Here is a 20,664-nt window from a genome sequence, read left to right on the forward strand (position 1 = left end):
CGGGACAGGTTAGTTGAATAAGGAATGATTGTAACTGAACAGGATAAACTAAACCTAAATATAATTTAGGGTGATGAGATTGGATAAAAACAGCCCTCTTCTATCGGTTTTATTTAGTATACTTATTTGTGGGTTGTATTATGGAACAGTAAATGCAAAAACGAACGATACTCCTCCTTCTTTTGAGGAAAAATTTACTGAAGTCGTACAACTCAATCCTTTAGAAATCCAGTTAATGTCTTTTACAGCTGATTTGCACGTAGCCGAACCAAAACAAGCCGCTGAATTGTGGATATTAGGAGTAAATAATCGAAGTGGTGCCGTTCAATATGCGATGTTGTCCCCTTCGCTTCAAAAACAATCAAGGAGAAAATTTGAGCAAACTCACTGGGTGACAGGTCAGTCAAGCCCTTGGGTTAGTAACTTTCGTTTTACCAAAGTAGAAAAGCTTAGCGAATCCAGAATGCGGTATACCGTTAAATACGATTTAGTGACATCTATGCAGATTTTGGTAAGTGGGCAGAAGATTATAATCGTGGAAAAGAATCTAGAACCATTTAGAGAATATTGGTTTATTTCATTAATAACAACTAAATATAATCAATGGGAAGCATTTACCCCAGCCGAGACATTTTTAAAATAGAGCATTTCAGTTAAGAATCTAACAAAAAAACGCTGTTGATAATTTTACAATAGCGTTTTTTTTGTGATATTCACAGTGAAATTAGAGCAGAAATTATATATGAATTTATATGATTTTTCTTATGTTTGCACCTTAAAACGGAACCCGTTAATATACATCTGAAACGACATTTTGTAATCCTGTTTTCGTCTCTTGAATTCTAAAATAGAAGAAGATCCCCAAAATGTAAAAAATATTGGAGATCCTACGACTTAAATCAAATTATATTTTCAGAATTTTCAGTCCTGTTGGTACTTATTCTTCTATCTTATTCATCACAAATGCTTTGAGCATACTTATGTTGACTCTTAGTTCCTAAAAATCCTATCTATATACTATAAAATTTATATATAGAGTAGTTATACATATAGTTATTAAACTAAACATAGTTATAAATATTATTTTTTGAATTCTTCTTGGTAATAGTTTAATTACGGCCAATAAGCTACTACTTGCAGCATAAATTGTTTCACTCTCTTTTTCCCATTTAATAAACCATAGTGTGCATCCAAGTGACAAAACTATCAGTATAATAAACATTAAATGTATCCACATTTTTTTAAACTCTCCTTGCTACTTTAATAGCCACCTCGTTTATACGCTTGTTAAACGAGCTTAGTGCTCTAACTTCTCCTTGTATCGTTCCTTTTCCACTATTTGCAACGCCAACTTTTGCTCTTCCAATGTATCTTCCTAATGATCAATCATTTTTATAAAACTACACTAACAAACCAAAAAAGTACACCACTATATGAGTGATTCTTTAAAGCCCCGTCAACATAATAAGGCTATTTTTCCACCTTCTTAAACAGTCTATTATAGTAATTCTCAATTCTATATTCACTTTCGAATAGTTCTCTCTAATCTTTCACAGAATAGTTTAAATGTTGATTTTGATTTAAATTAAGATGGGTATATTGCAAAAGTGTTAATTATCGCTGAAATCATTTCAGTAATAAAGGAAATATTCCACCTTACGTCGAAACTGCATTAATAAGAAAAGTTTGAGGAGGTAATATATGCGAAAGAAGATTTGGGTATTATTTGTTTTTGGTTTTATGTTGCTTACAGCTTGTTCAAATTCGAATGGTTTTGTAGAACTTCAACATGCAAAAGCTAATACTGATACACCTAAGGAAAATGAAAGCAAAGCTGAAAATTCAACTCAAACAATAAAAAAGCTAAAAAAAGAAATTGCTGTTTATAAAATGGAAAAAGAAAACTTCGCAATTATAAGTAACTTATCTAGAGACTTTGTTCAAGCGCAAAAAACAGGTAATCAAAAGCAATTACAAGCATTAATGGCAAAGGAATTAACGTTAAAAAATAAAGATAATGGGTTATATGTCATCATAGATAATGTTGATTGGCTTTTATATACTCTTGACGGTAAAAACTATTTAGATGATTGGGTCATTCAAGGTTACGATTATAATAAAGATAATCAAACATTTAACATCTTTATTAGAGAATTTTATAAAAGTAATAATGTTGAGCTTGTTAGTCCTCCAACATTCCTACATTTAGTATTTAAAAAGGTGCATGATGAATGGAAAATCGTTAATTTAGAATTCGACGTATAGATCTGAACCGAGATAATGACATAGGGCTACCCTAAAAGTTGTTTTCACCGACTTTTAGAATAGCCCTTTTTATATCTATAAATTTATATTAAAATTTTCACTTAGCTCTATAGATAAACATTCTGCTCGTTATTCCCATGATGACAACGAGCACAAGGAAATACAATGGCATTATTATTAGAGAACCTGTATGCAATTGACTCATTCCGCAAATAATCAATGTAACCAATAAATAATAGCCTAAGCTAAATAAAGCTCCTGCTGTTCCAACAACATCTTGAAAATTTACAAGTGCCAAGCTGAGGCAATTAGGTAGGGCGATTCCTATCCCTAGTAAGAGCAAGAAAATTGCTACCAGAATTACTACTGCGTAGAATACAGTAGGATTCGTTCCTGTTAGTACAATAACTGACAAGAGCGTTGCACCTGCTATCATTACTAGACATCCTATATAGATTATCTTTTCTGGTATATAAACAGCTAATAAACGTTTTGATAAGTTAGCTCCTATTATTGAAGACAAGGCTACGACTATCCCTAAAAAACCATATAAACCTGGCGACATTTTAAAATACTCAATAAAGATAAATGGCGCTTCAGCATAATAGCTAAACAATATACCATTTGTACCTCCTATGAGCAATCCAAATGCAATAACCTTTGAATCAGTGATGATCCTCTTTAATACAAGAAAAATACTTATTTTATTTGTAGTAGAAGACGCTCTTGTTTCAGGTAATGCTGTAAATGCATACAAAAAGATCCCAATACTCATTACAACTAATGTGAAAAACACTGCCTTAAATCCAAAAGCTTGATCAACCCAACCGCCAACTAACGGTCCTACTGCGGGTGTAAATGCAATGACTGCAGAAATTTGTGCGAACATCACATGACGTTTATGGCCATCAACGCTTTCACGAAGAATTGTTTGCGTGACAACTGAACCTGTACTTGCTCCAAATGCTTGAAGAAATCGGCTAATTAATAATAGTTCAATTGAGTTCGCCATATAACATAAAAGACTACCTACGCCATATGTTACAATTCCCCACAGCATAGCAGGACGACGACCTATTATATCAGACAACCATCCCCAACAAAACACACCTAAAGCAAAACCTGCAAAGTATATACTGAGTGTCAGCTGAGTAGCATTGCTGCTAACATTTAAAGCCTTAGAAATATCAGGTAACGATGGTGTATAAATTGTTTCACTAATTTGTGGAAATGCCACAAGAATAATCATTAACATTAACGATGGTACTGAGACTTTTTTCATTTCTAATAACCCTCCTATAACTTAGAAAATCTCAGGTATTACTAATTATCGTAGCTATGGAATTGGAGGGACCATCATTTTAACTCGTTCAAAAAATAACATGAGCTTACACCTACTTTAATTATTTTGATTACGTATACCTATAGGAGGGTATTAACACTTATAGAAATTAGGTTTTCAAACATATAATCTATTATATGTGCCCATTTTTAGAATTACAATATTAATAGGTAATTTGTATGGTAGTGAACTTAAACGAATTTAAGATTCTACTCTACCGACACGTTTCCAATTTTCTCTATTATCAAAGAATTGTTGAGAATACATAAGTAATGTTATTTGTTTCAAATCTATACCTTTTACAAAACAAAAATACCCCAGCATTAAATGCTGAGGTATTTTTATTTACTCATTATTTACGATAAGAATTGATTAGACTTTGCTGCCATGATTGGAATTTATCTTTATAATGGCTAGACTTTTCTTTAAATCCTTGCCATCTACTTGCCGTTTTTTGCTTCATATGAGCAAATCTTAATTTAAAATTGGGTTTGAATTGAGGTTTCTTAAAGAGTTTTATCTGACCTGTTTCAAGTTCATCTTCAAGTATTTCAATCGCACGATCTATATTCGCCTCTTTCATTCCTATTCGTGAATCCAAAAGAAGCAAAGGGATCAAACATAGAATCACGAGTACAAGTAAAAACAAAATTAACATTTCTTAATCCCCTTCCGTCATAAATTTCTTGATTAACATGTATTTCCCTTTTTTGTATACCTAGAAACATCATTGGGAAGTTCATCATTATTTATTCGTCGAAATTTAGATTATTAGGGCGATTTAGAGTATGGTTAGTGAATGATGACGATTAACATAGAAATCAGTAATAAGTAAATAATGATTTGTATGCTTAAATACAACTTATAATTTTGTTGTACTTTTAAATCATGATGTTCACGAATGAATATCCAATCAAAATAAAATTTGCTCAAAATAGCCATTGTTAGGATGGATAATAACACCAAGATATTAATAGGCTGATAATAAAAAGCAAGACTTACAATTGCTAGTAGACAAACAACCACTATAATCAATTGGATAATCCAATCTCGATTTTTTCGTTGTAGTTTTGGAATACTAGGAATATAAGATAACTTTAACACTAAATATTCGATTAACCTCATTAATGCAGGAATAATATTCAACATTATTAATATATAAAAGGGTTTCATATTTAATTTAAACAGAAATAAATCGATGAAATCCTCATCAAAATTGCCGGACTTTGTATTGATTTCAAAATAATGATTTGTTTCCATGTCTCTTAAAATTGATTGCTCACCAGGATTTTTATATATTTTTATATGCCATTCCCGTCCATCTCTTGCTTGCAAAATTAGATCATTAAAAGGTTCAAGTTCATTCTTATTTATATGCTGAACTTCTTTTAAATGACTAAAATAATTGCTGAATGTTGAAAGTTGTTGTTGGTCTTCAATAGTATTCATATCCAAGTAAAGTTTTGAAGCTCTTGCTAAAAAGCTGTCGGAATTTACATCTTTTGACCAATCAACATAATATATGCGTTCTAGCTCCACTGTAGAAGTAAAATTGGTTAATGACTCAGTAGCTGTTGTTAATGCTGTCTTTTGTAAAGGCCCATTAAGAGTTGTCAGAAGTAAGATGATACAGACAACAACAGTGGATGCAAGTACTACAGGAACTTGCCAATTTACTTTCTTTGTGGGTATACTGTCAATCCGATTCGAAAGTTTTTCTAGTGTGTGTAACTTCTCCTGTTGTGAACGCTTTATTGTATTTAATTTCTGTAATTTGTCATCTAAACGATCCATCATCATGACCCCCTTCTTGTAAAATCTTTTGTAGTGCTGCGATTGCACGAACTGTGTTATTTTTAACCTTTGCCTCCGTGCATTCAAGGAACTGGGCTGTTTCTTTCACTGATAATCCTTCGATTTTACGTAACACAATCGTTTCTCTATGACTTATTTTCAACTTTCTTAAAGCCCCATAAAGAATCACCATTTCCTCACCTGTTTCAACTACTTCCATCGGCGTTTGTGTATCGTCTTGATAATCCATCTTATGAGTAAGAGGTAAGAACTGAATTAATCGCTTCTTGCGATAATGATCATAGACAAGGTTTCTCGCTATTCGCTTTAGCCAAGTAGTGACTGCGGCTTCGTTCCGGAACGTTTGAAATTGCTTAATTGCTTTAAAAAACGTTTCCTGCGTCAAATCTTCGGCAAGTTCCTTATTATTAACCATGAAAAATATGTATTTATAAATGCCATCACTATGTGAAATATAGAGCTTCTTAAACGGTTCTTGCATCATCAAATCCCCCCTTTCATTAATAGACGAACGACTTTGCATTCGGAATCAATTAATCTTAAATTTTGAATTAGATTTTTTATTTCATAGCAAATAAAAAGAAACTATTTTGAACAAAAACCGTTCAAAATGTTTCTTCTAAATGAACTGTTAAATTAGCTTTTATAAAAAGTTATTATTTGATAATAAAACAACATTGCACTATGTATACCTTTATTAAATCGATTTAGACATTGTTATATTCGTAATTTCATAGCCTAACTTTTCAAATAATCCACGCGCAATTTTGTTATGACCAAATACATGTATTCAGGGATATGGTAAGCAAGCTATGAAAGAAGCCGCCCTTGTTGTGGCTCATAAATGATAAAGTCGTAAATAAAGCCTTCATTTGGATTTGTAGTTGATGTTTGAGCAATCCAAATCAAACTACTAATTGTTGGTTGTGAAAGATAGAGAATAAATGATTATGATCTGATTTCTCATCTTTTGGTAACAAACGAGAAAATTCTTTTTTAGAGAGATCAATTGCTACATCTTCACTCCAATTGCCTGATGTTACTTTGTCTTTTGCAAAGTCTTCAATACCAAAAGACAAATACTGGTTAAAATCTTCTTGATTCATCAGTTTTAATGTAATCACTTATTACCCCCCCTAATATTTTGATAATTCTACCTTTTTATCATATCAAATTAAAATACTATAAAAAGTAAATCGTATAACATTGCTAGAAGGCAGTATAAATGAGGTCGGAGTTTAGCTATACATTGAAATGCTTTACATAAAAAAAGAGTTGACTAATGTCAGCTCTCTTTTAATTAGATTTTACTTTTAATAGGTTCATATTCTAACAGCATTCCTTCATATACCACTTCAAATCCTGGTAAATTTCTAAAATCATTTGGTGTAACTAATGATGTTCGTTTATCCCAAAAGATAATACCCGCTCTATTTAAAACTTCCCCTACAAACTGAGAACAAAAAAATGAATTCCGGGGTTCAATAGGTTCATTAAATGCCACACCAACTATTCCTAGTAAATTATAATAATACAGGTTTTTATTTTTCTCGAATTTATCAATTATGCTCTTCAATTTTTCTAATTTTTCTTCATCCACTTCTAATTTATATAGAACACATTTTGTTTGTGGATATGCTCTATATATACCTTCAAATACATCTTCTTTCACAAACCCACTATTTATAGGGTTTCTTGGATTCCTTCTTCCGAAACTGTACATTTCATTTAAATTCAAATCAAAAGCGATGGATGCGTGATTGTAAGGAGCTTTTGTATATTGTTTTATGGTTTTCGAAAAAAGAGTACCCGTATCTGTTAATAGAATATAAATATATTTCTTTTTCAAATTGAGTTTCCTCCATTTTACCATCTAATTGATATGAGAAAAAATCCTCCTGTTTAAGATACACATAAAACTAAACAAAAAATTTAGGTTATTTCTCATTTTCGTAATTTTTATGTTCTTTTCTCTCATATGAAATAACTAACTTAATTCCACTAATCATCAATTGCAAATAGAAATTAAACTTTTGTATAAGTGCGATACCAAAACGAGCATTCAATAATATTAACTCAAATCCTATTTACATTCTTTAGTGTGTTAGTATCTTTATTATAAATATGAAATCTTAAAAATACCTTAAGTCAATTTAAAGAATCCTTAAGTCAAATAAAAGAATTCTTAAATTGAACTTGTTAGATTTAGTTTGATTTTTATTCGATTTAAACTTATCCATATAGCTATACATGAAAAGAACCTACTTTGAACAAAGATTGCTCAAAGTAGGCTCTGATTTGTGGCTATTTATATTTTCAAAATATAGTTATACTTTATACTTTCACAATATGAATTGGTCTCCCTATAATTACCTCAGCTGCTTCCATAGTAATCTCCCCTAAAGTTGGGTGAGCATGGATTGTTAATGCGATATCTTCTGCAGTCATACCGGCTTCAATCGCAAGTGCCATTTCTGCGATCATATCAGATGCACCAGTACCTACGATTTGAGCACCAATTAATAAGTTATCTTCTTTACGTGCTACAAGTTTCACAAAACCTTCAGTTGCGTTTAAAGCTAATGCACGGCCGTTTGCAGCGAAAGGGAATTTCGCTGTATTCACTTCGATACCTTCTGCTTTTGCTTGCTCCTCATTGAAACCAACAGTTGCAAGTTCTGGATCTGTAAAGCATACGGCTGGGATTGCTAAATAATCTACAATTGAATTTTCGCCAGCGATTGCTTCTGCAGCCACTTTACCTTCATAAGAAGCTTTATGTGCAAGTTGTGGACCAGATATGATATCGCCAATTGCATAAATGTTAGGTACTGTAGTACGACATTGTTTATCTACTTTTAATAAACCTCGTTCAGCGAATTCGATACCTGCTGCTTCAAGACCTAATTTATCCGTATTTGGACGGCGACCTACAGTTACTAATACATAGTTAGCCTCAACTGTTTTTTCTTCTCCGTCAGCTTCATACGTTACAACTACGCCGTTTTCATTTTCTTCTACGCCTTTAGCTAATGCGCCAACCACAACTTCTACGCCTTTTTTCTTTAAACCTTTTTTCACAATTTGTGTCATTTGTTTTTCGAAACCAGCTAAGATGTCATTACCGCCTTCAATGATTGTTACTTGAGAACCTAAATTCGCGTAAGCAGAACCTAGCTCTGTACCGATGTAACCCCCACCAATGACAACTAATTTTTTTGGTACTTCTGGTAAAGTAAGGGCATCAGTTGAGTTGATTACGCGTTCAGTAAATTTGAATGTAGGAATTTCAACCGGTCGAGAACCTGTTGCAATGATTGCGTTTTTGAATCTATAAGTTTGTTCGTTGTCACCATCAATTACACGTACAGTGTTTGCATTTACAAAATATGCTTCACCGTTCACGATGTCGATTTTATTACCTTTTAATAGACCTTTAACGCCGCCTACTAATTTAGAAACTACTCCGTTTTTAAATTCTTGCACTTTTGCCCAGTTAAGTTTTACTTCTTGTGCAACAACACCCATATCACCTGAATGCTTTGCTTGCTCAAAACGGTGCCCTACTGAAATCAGCACTTTTGATGGGATACAACCGACATTCGAGCAAACTCCTCCTAAATACTCTCTCTCTATAATCGTTACGTTTTGCCCCTTCTGACTAGCGCGAATAGCTGCCACATATCCTCCTGGTCCTGCACCAATTACAAGCGTATCAATATACTTCATCTACTGTATCCCCCTCATGATTTGCTATAAAATGAAAAACGTTATCCCAAAAATTTTTATCTTTTACACAATTGTGGTGACCTTTTGTTGCAACTTTTATTACTTGTTTAAAGTTGCTATTATTTAATAGGACATCCACATTTGTAATCGGTACTTTTTTATCTTGAATAGAGTGTATGGCAAGAGATGGAGACTGTTGGTTTTTTAATATTCTTTCTAAACACCATTCTTTTCTAGCTTTTAAAAAGACACCTCCCCGAAATAGAAACCAACTGACAAATAGCCATCCAAAAGGAATATAAGGAAGTTTTACTTTTTCGGCCATTGATTTACTAATACTTTTTAATGATGTAGGCATTGAATCAGTAATTAGTGCTTGAATTCTCAAATCTGTAGAATTCACAATACTTGCTGCTACACCACCCATTGAATGGCCTAAAACATAGATTTTCTTACTATTAATATCTGACCTCTCCCAAACATAATCAATCGTTGCTGTTATACTTTGGACAAACGATTCAATACTCACTTGTTTTTCTAATGACTCACTTTGCCCATGACCAAGAACATCCACAATTATTACGTCGTAACCGCTAGCTAATAAGGGATCGACATATCGTAACATGTCTGATTTATTAGAACTCCATCCATGTATTAATAGAAAGCAACCTCTTGCCCTCTCACTTTTAATAAGCCATCCTCGGATTGTTCCAATACTCAGCTCAATCTCAATGGCTTCATAAGTTGAATTCGGGTATTTTTTAAACGCTTTTACTTTCGGTGTAAAAATATGCAGTATGATATATCTCCTCAAAAATAAAATAATTACTACGAAAGCAATGAATACTATATATTTCATAATAATCCCCCTTAAAAAAGATACCTTTCAGTCTCTTTTTAGTTATAAAAAAGACGGCTTTATTGCCGCTCAGTCGCAATCATTGAAATATATTGCTTCAAATTATTGCTTATGATCTTCGTTAATTGTCCATCATTCTTTAATCGGTCTAATACGAGCCCACCTTCTAGTGTTGAAACAATATATATCGCAGTATCGTATGGCTTTACAGACTGCTTCAACTCCTGATTACTAATACCATCCTCTATAATTTTCACTAACCAATTAATCATTATATCCATTGCTTCATTGATAGATGGCAGTAACGTATTCCCTTCTAAGTCATCCATTTCTATGGCTGCGTTAAAAATAGGACACCCACCTACAATCGGTTCTCCTATACTTAATTCTAAAAAGGCCTCTACAAATGCGATTAATCTGTCCGTGGCATTCTCGTGTTGTAAAACACTCGCCTGTAAATGATTTTGCATTATTTCAGTAGAAAATTGAAAAGACTCAACCATAAGCTGCTCTTTATCTTTAAAGTGGCGATATATCCCTCCTTTTTGAATATTCGTTTCTTGAATAATGTTATTCATCGATGTTGTCATGTAACCTTTTTTGTTGAAAATTGTAGCAGATTTTAGAATAATATTACGCCTTGTTAATTCACCTTTTCTCATTATAACCTCCAAAAAGATACTATTCAGTCTCTTTTAATATATAGGAAGTAAGATACAAATTCAAGCACTTTTTTACAGAAATCAAATATTAAGCTGTATTTGCAGCTAAGATTCTTCACTACACGTTTTTCAAACTTGGACTACCATGAAAAGCGGCTCTTATGATAATTAGCTTTATTAAAACATTCTACAGCCCTCTCTGTCGTTCCTATTGTTAATAAGATTTCGATTGATCATTTCTAATAAAGATTAAATTGAAATTATTTTGCATCTATAGATTTCGCTTATATTAAATCGATTATCAAAATGGATATTTATGTTAATATTACTATAAAGATTGCGACAAAATATATTTAAACTAACGAAGCAGTTTCGTAGAAAAAGGTGGAATTATTATGTACGGATTAATAGCTATTTTTGACGAACAAACTGATCAGATTATTAAAGATATTTGGAAAGAGTTAAAAGAAAAGTCAATTTCCTTTTATGCATATGAAGTGGAAGATAGGATACCGCATATTACATTAGCAGGCTATAATGACTTAAGCCTATCTTATTTTATAAAAAAATTGGATGTTTATTATGAAGATAAGCAGGCGATTGATATTACTTTTAATACAATTGGTTCATTTTTAAATTCGGGAGCATTGTTCTTATCACCAACCGTTACAGCAGATTTGATTGAATTACATACTAACCATAATAAAAATTTTGACCAGTTTAATGATGACCCAAATTCAATGTACCTACCGAATCGTTGGATACCACATTGCACTATAGCGAATAGATTATCTCCTGAAAAGTTATCTAAAGCATTTGATTACTGTTCAAAAAGAAATGCTACTATATCTGGTCAAATAAAAGAAATCGCTCTTATTGATGTATCTATTAAAAATAAAGCACCAATTATTTACTCAAAGAAATTTATTGAAAAGTAATATTCTCTTATCAAAATAGACTGGATTTTAAATAATGAGTTCTTTTTACCTGTCACTGTCTTTATAAGGCTAAATTTTAATTTAACGTATCTTTCTTCCAATATAAACCACACTAATTGTCTACTACAATAAAAGGGTGAAAATATGGAATATAAAATAGTCGTAGCCGTTATAGTATTCATTTTCTTGATAGTTTGTCTTGCATTTGCCTTTTCAATGTCGCCTACCAAAGATATTAGCAACACTGTTATCAATATAAAGCAAAAACCTGTCATACTCATCACTGTAGACTCTCTTATGAGTCAGTCCATCCAAAAAGCTATTCAAGAAAGAAAAGCACCTGCCTTTTCATTTTTAATAAAAAACGGACAATTCTACCCAGAAGTAATTAGCTCTTATCCTACAATGTCCGTTACGATTGACAGCACTTTGTTGACTGGTACTTATGCTGATCAACATAAGATCCCAGGTCTTATTTGGTTTAAGAAAGATGAAAATCGAGTTATTAGTTATGGAAGTGGGATAAGTGAAATTTGGAGCCTTGGAGTTAAAAATGTTGTCTTCGATGGTATTGTAAATTTAAACAAAGAGCATTTGAGCAAAAATGTTCAGACCATTCATGAAGAACTCTCAATGGGTAACATTCAATCTGCCTCTATTAACGGACTATTATATCGTGGAAGTTTTCACCATCAATTAAATGTCCCAAAACTAATTTCAGCAATGGGCCTTCTACCAAATGAAATAGATATCAACGGACCATCATTACTTTCTTTGGGAACATTGTCTCAATATGATCCCAATAATGATCGTCAAAAGTTTGCATGGAAAAGTATGGGCGTAAATAATCAATTTACTGTTAACGAGTTAAAATTTTTAATTAAAAATAATAAAATGCCCGCTTTTACTCTGGCCTATCTACCAGATGCAGACAAGGATTTACACAAAAACGGGCCAGAATATATAGAGCCAATTGAAAAAGCAGATCAATATCTTCAAGAGATACTCAATTCTTATCCGACTTGGGAAGAAGCGATTAATCAGGTAATTTGGATCGTGCATGGAGATAGTGCCCAATCTAAGATTATTAAAGATAAGAACACTTCACTAATCGATTTAAATGATGTTTTAAAAAACTATACTTTTTGGGAACGTAAGAAGAAGAATGGCGAAATTGCAATCGCGATTAACGAAAGAATGGCGTACATTAACTTAATTAAAGAAAACATTGAAATTTCAAATATAATAAAGACATTAAAGAAAGATAACCGAATTGGTATTATTGCATGGAAAGAGGGAGAAACAAACTATGTTATTTCTCCACAATCAGATAAGAATTTCACATTTTCTCCAAATGGACCCTATAAGGATCTGTATAACCAATCATGGAACTTAGATGGTGATTATTCCATTTTAAATTTGGAAATTGATAATCAAGGTCTTATCAAATATGGCGATTATCCGGATGCTCTCGCAAGACTTAATGGTGCTCTACATTCACATGAAGGTCAATTTATTATTGTAGATGCTAAGCCACACTTTGAATTCATAGAAAAACATAGTCACAACCATGCTGGTGGAGGAGCACATGGTTCTTTACACAAAATCGATTCTCTTGTTCCGCTAATAATCGCTGGTACACATGAAAAACCTGAATACAATAGACTTGTTGACATTAAAAAATGGATTATTAATTTAACAATGTGACTCCGATCAATTTATCAAATAGGTATAAGCCGTTTTTGACAGAAATGGACTTTGTTGTTTTTGATTTTAATTGAAATAAATATTCTGTATAGCCTGATATAAGTCCTGCTCTTTCCCCAACTACAATTTCAAACCGATCTGATAGGTTTTATTGATAAAAATTTTCAAGTTCAGTTACTTATATCTTCCAAAGGAATGGATTTTGCGCACCAATCCTAACTCCTGTTATTTAGAATCTACGGTTAGTAAAAAAAACCTGAGCAAATGCTCAGGTTTTAATCTTTATGCATTAACTTCAAAATAAAGCTTACGATGAGTATCAATATTATTGAACCAAGTAAAGCCGGGAAAATATAGAAATCACTTAAGGTTGGTCCCCACCTGCCTAATAATTTCCCACCTATCCAAGCTCCAATAATACCGGCAATAATATTACCTATAATTCCACCTGGTATATCCTTACCTATAATCATGCTTGCTACCCATCCTAGAACACCACCGATAATTAAGAACCAAAGAAAACTAAACATGATTTAACCTCCTTTCTAAACTACACTATTCTGTATAGCTTAAGTAATAAAAGAGGAAATATACCAAAATAACTTATGAAATATTTACCTTTACTAATAGTGTAAATCTTGAGAAAGTCGGACCATATCTGTACATTGAATACCATTTTCAAAAATTGGCTCTGCATAATGTCGTATAAAGAAGTCTCTATCTATATGTGTGATACGGAATCCACATTTTTGGTAAAGAGCAATTTGTGAAATGCTTGAATTGCCTGTTCCAACTTCTATTGTTTTATATTTTTTTGACTTGGCAGTAGCAATGGAATGCTGAATTAGCATTTTACCTAAGCCTTTCCCTTGTTGCTCTTCTTGAATAGAAACATTCACTAACTCCGCAGTTTCTGGACGTGTAGGTATTAAAACATATACACCAATAATACTATCTTCATCCTCCATTACAAAGCATTCACCTCTTTGTAGATACTCTAATACAATCTCTTCGGAAGGATCGGCTTGTAACAATAAATCCATTGGTATATTGTCTGTTGCGATTAATCTTCTTATTTTCATTTAACTCACCTTCCTTTTAAGTTTGTCCTGCATTAAACTTTTTTAATAATTGTAACTTATTTCATGGCATAAAAGTCATTAATATCTATATACTTCTCAAAAATTGAGAAGTATTGTAGAAAACAAGATATCCATTAACTAAAACTAAACAAAAATATCAATTTATATATATATTAAGTTTTGGTATATTTTATAAACATGCAAAAGATGAAGAAGGGATTGTTAAACATGAATAAAAATCAAAAATATTCATACCCAGAAAAAATCATAGTCTCTAATATTTATCCAGAAGCAGATAATACTATACGTTATTTTTTGCAACTTAAAACTCCACTTCAGTCAAAATCAAGCGCTACAGTAATAATGATGAATCCTCAGAACGCAAGTAGAGAAAATTCTGATCCAACGATAAATAAAGTTTGCTCTTTTTTCAGAGATAATAGTCAATTTCAATATGGAGTCATCAATATATTAAACTTATTCCCTTTCTACGAACCAAACTCACACTTATTGGTTCACGAAATAGAAAACAATACTAAATCATTCGAAAAAACAATGAAAGACAATTTCAAAAAAATAAACGAAATAATTAAATTAAGCGATATTATAGTTCTTGCTTGGGGAAATGTACCGAAGAATAAGTTTTCAAAAGAGCTGCATGATAAAGCTGTCTTATCCGTATCAAATATTCTAAAGAAACATAAAAAAGAAAATTGTCTGTATATGTTTAAATATAGAAATATAAGCTCCCTTACAACCAAAGGAAATCCTGGCCACCCTTCACGTAAATCAATTGAAGACCTTCTTAAAGTACGTGATATTAAAATTACAACCAAATCAAGATTTATCATATGAATTTACCAGTAAATAAAAGAAAAGAAATGACTATTTTTATTGTAATAGAGCCTTTACATTATAAATAGTTTCAATATTAAGTATTTTTAGATGCATTTAAATTTATTGATATAAACAAACACCCCAAGAATAACCTCCTTGGGGTGTTTAATATTTAATACTAAATTATGATTTTACAGGTTCTCCGCTGAATACTTTAAGATCCATTGGTGCAGCCATAAATGCTTGAGCTTTTTGAATGAAAGCAGTGAAATGTTCACTTGTATTATGGATTGCAGTAGCTTCTGCATCTTTCCATAGTTCAACCATTGTATAATGGTACTCTTGTTCAGTAGATTTCATCAAATCATAGCTTATGTTACCTTCTTCAGCTCTTGAAGCTTTAAGAAGTGTTTTAGTTTCTTCCAAGAATGCTTGTTCTTGGTCCGGTTTTACTTGAAGTTTTGCGTGAATAATAATCATTGTTAGACATCCTTTTAATTAAATTGATTGAACTAAAATCTTACATTTGATAAGATCCAGTTCATTTGATTTAGTGAATCAAAAAATTTCAGTATTCACTGATATTATTTTGCATACGATTTAGCATGTCAGATAGGGATTCTAAATCTTCTTGGTTAAAATCAATAAGCATTTGGTTCACAAAATTAATCTTTTCTTTTTTGTAACCGACAATTCGCTTACGCCCTTCCTCTGTAAGTCGAACAAAAATCACTCGATTATCTGTAGGGTTTCTTCGTCTTGTCACCATACCGTTTGCCTCAAGTTGTTTTAGATGACGGGTAATAGCAGCACTGTCAATATTTACAGCTTTTTGTAGGTTAGACTGATTAATTTCTTCTGTTTCATAAAGCTGGTGTAGCAATTCAAAGCGTGTTGAGCTAATGCCCGTACACCGCTCAAATTTAGGGCTAATTTGATTATTAAGTCCTTTAAGCAGATGTAAGATTTGTTCCTGATTTGAAAGTGAACATTGCATCAACTGACCTCCTAAGTACTTTATGAAGTCAACATATAAGAGTGTCTATTATTTTATTGAGCGCTCAATCATTGACTCCTCAATAAAGATAATACAAATTCATCTAACATGCAAACCGTATGCTAATTTACCAATACTTGATTGTTATCTATCTAAATGAAACATACCAATTTATCTTATTTCCATTTTGTGATTGTATCTACTGGCAAGCGATATGATTGGAAACCATCATTAATGGCTTTGCCAATGGAAATTAACATAACTGGAATATAGCGATCTTTGTCCAGACCATAGGCTTCAGCAATCAGGTCTTTCTCATAACCACCGATAGCATTCGTGTCATAACCGTAGGCACGGGCAACAAGCATGAGTTGCATTGAAACAAGACCAGCATCGAGCATAACGGTATCTTTCATTTTTTCATATGACATCTTTTCATAGAGCGGTTTAAAAGCATTCAATTGAAGTTCTTTAACTTCCTGAGGCATATATCCAAGTTCAACGGCTTTGCTGTAAATTTCTTCGGCATAATCAATATTATTTAGGTCAGCGAAGACAGCGATTACTGCAGATGAGCTCAAGACTTTATCCTTGTTGAATTTGGAAAGAGGAGCTAGTATTGCTTTCCCTTCTTCACTGTCAATGACGACAAAGCGCCAAGGCTGCATATTAATTGAAGAGGGTGCTTTCGTAGCTTGAGTTAAAATTTCACTCATTTCTTCACGGCTAATTTTTACCGTTGGGTCATATTCCTTAATGGAACGACGACCGTATACAATTTCATTGAAATCATTCGTTTTTTGATATTTGGACATGATATAGAGCTCCTTTTTCTAAATTCACATTAATTGATGCATCAATGTTTGATATATCAATAATTGACGCATCAAGTAATATAATATAAATTCGAGAAATATGCAACACTTAAGATTCACTTACCGAAATTTAACAATAAACAAAAGTGTTTCAACTCAAAAAAAGAACATTAGTTGAAGATTCCACTCCTGAAATTTTGCGTTGGAAATTGAATAGTTTCTACACTTTAAAGCCATTGGTTTTTTTAATAAAAAAACATCACTTGAAATTCAAGGGATGCTCTGTTCGACTTATTTATTCACTCTTTCACTTCTTTTATTCAGTTTGTAGTTCTACACCTTATGGAGAAAATGCTTTTGCTTCAGGTTGTTAGTCATTTAGACAGAATGCTCATCATATATCATTATGTATGTTTATATTTCGCGAGTCATCATGAAAGGAGTTAATGAAATGGATAATCCTAACGAAAATATAGAAGAAAATATACCCCAGCCTATCCGAAGTAACGGCGAAGGAGGATATGATACTGGACCCCGAGATATTATGAGGGATATTGAAAACCCTGATATGTTAGTTCCACCCAAGACAGATGCTGGTTTGCTCTCTAATATGCGTTTTTCATTCTCAGACACCTCTATGACGTTAAATCATGGTGGGTGGTCAAGAGAGATTACTGTTAGAGAATTGCCGATAGCTACTACTCTTGCTGGTGTAAATATGAGCTTGACGGCTGGTGGTGTTCGAGAGTTACATTGGCATCAACAAGCAGAATGGTCTTTTATGATATCAGGTCATGCTCGAATTACATCCATTGATTCTGAAGGTCGTAACTTCATTGCAGATGTAGGACCAGGCGATCTTTGGTACTTCCCACCTGGGCTACCACATTCAATCCAAGGGTTAGAACATTGTGAATTCCTACTCGTTTTCGATGACGGTGCTTTTTCTGACTTGAATACTTTATCCATCTCAGATTGGTTTGCTCACACGCCAAAAGATGTATTGTCTGCTAATTTTGGCGTACCTATAAGTGCGTTTGACAACATACCTACAGAGCAGGTGTATATTTTTCAAGATAAGGTTCCAGGTCCTCTGCAAAGTGAAAATGTACAATCCCCATATGGAACGATTCCTGAAACGTTCAAGCACAAGTTATTAGCGCAAAAACCAATGCAAATACCTGGAGGCACTGTACGCATAGTAGACTCCTCAAACTTCCCTATCTCCAAAAAAATCGCTGCGGCACTTGTGAAGATTGAACCGGGTGCAATGAGAGAACTGCATTGGCATCCAAATAACGACGAGTGGCAGTATTACCTGTCTGGACAGGGACGCATGACGGTATTTAGTGGAAACGGTATAGCTCGAACATTTGATTATCGTGCTGGAGATGTCGGTTATGTGCCACTTGCTAATGGACACTATATTCAAAATACTGGCACTGAAAGTCTGTGGTTTTTGGAAATGTTCAAGAGTGATCGGTTTGCTGATGTGTCTTTAAACCAATGGATGGCGCTTACACCTTCTGACCTAGTAGCAGATAATTTGCATATTGGACCAGAAGTATTGAATGCCCTAAGAAAAGTAAAGTATCCTGTTGTTAAGTTCCCTGGATTTTCTTACTATCCAAGGTAAGAGATTTTTAACTCTTACTTAGTTTAGAAAATCAAAGAACCAATTTTTATAGTCGCCTTTTGTCGTTTTTTAATATTTAATAACTTATAAAAGGATGCCCCACGTTAAAACGTGAGACATCCTTTTTTAGTTTAAGAAAGCCCCTTACATAAAAAATAACTATTTATGTAAAATAGTTTTAAGGTAAATTAAAGAGTACTTGCTTAAATGCTTGTATGGAACAAAGTTTATGGAATCAGATTACTAATCCGTATTTAATGGTTTCATCCACAATTTAGAGAAATCAACATAGCCAAAATGCTTAATTGTTACATTTTGAATATCAGTTGAGAAAGGAATAATACGTTTTTCATAATATAAAGGAATTAAAATAGACTCATCGATACATTTTCTTTCTATTTGTAAATTTAGATTGGTCCATTCTTCAAATGGTGTTTCAACATATTTTTGAATTAGATCAGTAATTAATGGATGGGCGTTTACTACATCAGAAGCGGCAGAATTATCACTTGTCATAAATTGAAAGAATGAGAGCTGTTGATTTAACTCAAATATCTCTCCATGTATGATAATATCGGCTTTATTTGTTAAACAACGATTATTTAGTTGATCTTGAAATGTCACATAACGCAGTTCTACCGGAATACCTTCATGTTCTAATAGGTTTTTCAACCACATCGTTAGATCCTTTGTATAATTTACATACTCTATAACTAACGGTTTTTCTACTTTTGGACACTCGACTTCTGCGATTGTATATGGCTTACTGTGACCAATTAGGAAACCATTATGATTTGGAGAATAATTATGATGATATTGATTTAAATCTACAATTTCTTTTCGATGTCTTGCTATTATATGATGAATAAACTGACGTAACGCTTTATTTTGTATAGCTGATTCGTGACAAATATTTAATATGACAATTCCAAAACCAGAATCACTTTGCACATCTATAGTATCTGTGGATGTAGTTTGAGATGAACGGTAAATTTTATCAAAATCCTTTGGTACAGTAACAAATTCAACAGTATCTAACAATGGCCTCTCTTGAAAATATTCTGAAAAGGCTTTTAAGATAGTTATCGAAGGGGAACTTTTTTCTAAAAAGAATGCACCTGTACCATATAATTGATCGTTGGTTTCTTTGAAAATACTTGCACTAATTAATCCTAAAAGCTGTAAACAATAACTACATGTCGTATGCAGTTCCACCACAAGAGGTGCTGGAGAAACAATTGCTTCTACTGGTGCCCATATTTTTTGATAGGTTGGATGATTTCGTAGCTTATTGAGGCAATTCACTACGTCTTCTGAAGTTAGAATTGACCCGTCATGAAAATGGATATCTTTTCTTAAATAAAGTCGTAGTCTACCGTTATCCTGCTCCCAACTATGAGCAATTTCCGACGTTACATCACCGTTAGCATCAACATGGACTAGGCGGTTATATAAGTTTGATACGAGATTTGCACTATAAGCATCGGCTGCTTCTATTGGATTAATTGTAATAAAGGGATGCCTTTTAGGAATGATTAATTTGTCTGTTCCGTCTTGTTCGTAACCGAATCTTGATTGAAAAATCTTTGTAAGTCTTTGTTTTGCTCCTGCAGACCAATCAAAGTTTAAATACTTCGCTGCTTCTTCCACTGATTCATTTTTTAATTTAGCTTGCATTTCACCTTCATAATATTCCTCTATATTACGTAACCAACTCAAAGAAGATTGAACTCCTCGCCCCTTTCCAGGTGTATAGTTAAGCCACCCTTCTTTCTCCCATCTATGTAATAATCTCGATGTTTGCTTTGCACTTAGTTCAAGTATTTCTGCTAACTCCTTTTGTTTTACTGTACCTGATTGAAATGATCGATAGATTTTCAGTAAAGCTGCTTCCATAGTAGTCACCTCTAAAAGTGGACATAATATATAAAATTGTCTCTTTTTTAACTTATTAGTCCAGTTTAATATAAAGTAAATCTA

21 protein-coding genes are annotated in these 20,664 nt (G+C 32.8%); 6 read left to right on the forward strand and 15 right to left on the reverse strand.

The window, feature by feature from the left end; genetic code table 11:
• The first annotated feature begins 73 nt into the window (after positions 1–73).
• Both AMD00_RS01915 and AMD00_RS01925 read left to right on the forward strand, forming a co-directional pair.
• Positions 74–643, forward strand: a complete 570-nt coding sequence (locus AMD00_RS01915; protein ID WP_245639416.1) for a hypothetical protein — start codon at positions 74–76, stop codon at positions 641–643.
• 1,058 nt (positions 644–1,701) lie between these two features.
• Positions 1,702–2,265, forward strand: a complete 564-nt coding sequence (locus AMD00_RS01925) for a hypothetical protein (protein ID WP_053415412.1) — start codon at positions 1,702–1,704, stop codon at positions 2,263–2,265.
• Positions 2,266–2,362: 97 nt separating this feature from the next.
• Here the strand turns inward: AMD00_RS01925 and AMD00_RS01930 are convergent, their stop codons facing one another.
• The 9 genes from AMD00_RS01930 to AMD00_RS01970 form a co-directional block, all read right to left on the reverse strand.
• Positions 2,363–3,547, reverse strand: a complete 1,185-nt coding sequence (locus AMD00_RS01930; RefSeq protein WP_053415413.1) for a multidrug effflux MFS transporter — start codon at positions 3,545–3,547, stop codon at positions 2,363–2,365.
• Between the two features lie 412 nt (positions 3,548–3,959).
• Positions 3,960–4,265 carry a hypothetical protein gene (locus AMD00_RS01935; protein WP_053415414.1) on the reverse strand — a complete coding sequence of 102 codons (306 nt, stop codon included), beginning with the start codon at positions 4,263–4,265 and terminating at the stop codon, positions 3,960–3,962.
• Positions 4,266–4,399: 134 nt separating this feature from the next.
• Positions 4,400–5,401 (reverse strand): hypothetical protein, encoded by a 1,002-nt coding sequence (locus AMD00_RS01940; protein ID WP_053415415.1) that lies wholly within the window; start codon positions 5,399–5,401, stop codon positions 4,400–4,402.
• Positions 5,385–5,906 carry an RNA polymerase sigma factor gene (locus tag AMD00_RS01945; protein ID WP_053415416.1) on the reverse strand — a complete coding sequence of 174 codons (522 nt, stop codon included), beginning with the start codon at positions 5,904–5,906 and terminating at the stop codon, positions 5,385–5,387. Before AMD00_RS01945 ends, AMD00_RS01940 begins: the two co-directional genes overlap by 17 nt.
• Positions 5,907–6,327: 421 nt before the next feature.
• Entirely contained in the window at positions 6,328–6,546 is a 219-nt protein-coding gene (locus AMD00_RS24235; RefSeq protein WP_407701108.1) for a histone acetyltransferase HPA2, read from the reverse strand.
• 176 nt (positions 6,547–6,722) lie between these two features.
• Entirely contained in the window at positions 6,723–7,271 is a 549-nt protein-coding gene (locus AMD00_RS01955; protein WP_245639417.1) for a hypothetical protein, read from the reverse strand.
• A 485-nt stretch (positions 7,272–7,756) separates the two neighbouring features.
• Positions 7,757–9,151 (reverse strand): dihydrolipoyl dehydrogenase, encoded by a 1,395-nt coding sequence (lpdA, locus tag AMD00_RS01960; protein ID WP_053415418.1) that lies wholly within the window; start codon positions 9,149–9,151, stop codon positions 7,757–7,759.
• Entirely contained in the window at positions 9,138–10,010 is an 873-nt protein-coding gene (locus tag AMD00_RS01965; RefSeq protein ID WP_053415419.1) for an alpha/beta hydrolase, read from the reverse strand. Before AMD00_RS01965 ends, lpdA begins: the two co-directional genes overlap by 14 nt.
• Positions 10,011–10,069: 59 nt before the next feature.
• Positions 10,070–10,672, reverse strand: a complete 603-nt coding sequence (locus AMD00_RS01970; protein WP_053415420.1) for a TetR/AcrR family transcriptional regulator — start codon at positions 10,670–10,672, stop codon at positions 10,070–10,072.
• 395 nt (positions 10,673–11,067) lie between these two features.
• Here AMD00_RS01970 and AMD00_RS01975 point away from each other — a divergent pair, with 395 nt between their 5' ends.
• Both AMD00_RS01975 and AMD00_RS01980 read left to right on the forward strand, forming a co-directional pair.
• Positions 11,068–11,610: a 2'-5' RNA ligase family protein gene (locus AMD00_RS01975; RefSeq protein WP_053415421.1), complete on the forward strand. Its 543-nt coding sequence runs from the start codon at positions 11,068–11,070 to the stop codon at positions 11,608–11,610.
• Positions 11,611–11,754: 144 nt separating this feature from the next.
• On the forward strand, positions 11,755–13,317 hold the full coding sequence (locus AMD00_RS01980) for an alkaline phosphatase family protein (protein WP_053415422.1): 1,563 nt from the start codon (positions 11,755–11,757) through the stop codon (positions 13,315–13,317).
• Between the two features lie 275 nt (positions 13,318–13,592).
• Here AMD00_RS01980 and AMD00_RS01985 read toward each other — a convergent pair whose 3' ends face one another.
• Positions 13,593–13,847 carry a GlsB/YeaQ/YmgE family stress response membrane protein gene (locus AMD00_RS01985; RefSeq protein ID WP_053415423.1) on the reverse strand — a complete coding sequence of 85 codons (255 nt, stop codon included), beginning with the start codon at positions 13,845–13,847 and terminating at the stop codon, positions 13,593–13,595.
• Positions 13,848–13,940: 93 nt separating this feature from the next.
• Positions 13,941–14,399, reverse strand: a complete 459-nt coding sequence (locus AMD00_RS01990) for a GNAT family N-acetyltransferase (protein WP_053415424.1) — start codon at positions 14,397–14,399, stop codon at positions 13,941–13,943.
• Positions 14,400–14,627: 228 nt separating this feature from the next.
• Between AMD00_RS01990 and AMD00_RS01995 the strand changes: the two genes are divergently transcribed.
• Positions 14,628–15,254, forward strand: a complete 627-nt coding sequence (locus AMD00_RS01995; RefSeq protein ID WP_053415425.1) for a DUF1643 domain-containing protein — start codon at positions 14,628–14,630, stop codon at positions 15,252–15,254.
• 165 nt (positions 15,255–15,419) lie between these two features.
• On the opposite strand, the gene AMD00_RS02000 is transcribed toward AMD00_RS01995, so the two are convergent.
• From AMD00_RS02000 to AMD00_RS02010, 3 genes are all read right to left on the reverse strand, one after another.
• Entirely contained in the window at positions 15,420–15,716 is a 297-nt protein-coding gene (locus AMD00_RS02000; RefSeq protein WP_053415426.1) for a putative quinol monooxygenase, read from the reverse strand.
• Between the two features lie 88 nt (positions 15,717–15,804).
• Positions 15,805–16,233, reverse strand: a complete 429-nt coding sequence (locus AMD00_RS02005; protein WP_053415427.1) for a MarR family winged helix-turn-helix transcriptional regulator — start codon at positions 16,231–16,233, stop codon at positions 15,805–15,807.
• A 176-nt stretch (positions 16,234–16,409) separates the two neighbouring features.
• Positions 16,410–17,048, reverse strand: coding sequence for a nitroreductase family protein (locus AMD00_RS02010; protein ID WP_053415428.1), 639 nt, complete (start codon positions 17,046–17,048; stop codon positions 16,410–16,412).
• 451 nt (positions 17,049–17,499) lie between these two features.
• On the opposite strand from AMD00_RS02010, the gene AMD00_RS02015 reads away from it, so the two are divergent.
• Complete coding sequence (locus tag AMD00_RS02015; protein ID WP_053415429.1) at positions 17,500–18,684, forward strand: oxalate decarboxylase family bicupin; 1,185 nt, start codon at positions 17,500–17,502, stop codon at positions 18,682–18,684.
• A gap of 243 nt (positions 18,685–18,927) precedes the next feature.
• Here the strand turns inward: AMD00_RS02015 and AMD00_RS02020 are convergent, their stop codons facing one another.
• The gene (locus tag AMD00_RS02020) at positions 18,928–20,580 is read right to left on the reverse strand and encodes an ABC transporter substrate-binding protein (RefSeq protein ID WP_053415430.1); all 1,653 of its coding nucleotides are present in this window, start codon (positions 20,578–20,580) and stop codon (positions 18,928–18,930) included.
• Between the last annotated feature and the right edge of the window lie 84 nt (positions 20,581–20,664).

It is taken from the genome of Viridibacillus arvi, assembly GCF_001274945.1.
Taxonomy (GTDB): Bacteria; Bacillota; Bacilli; order Bacillales_A; family Planococcaceae; genus Viridibacillus; species Viridibacillus arvi.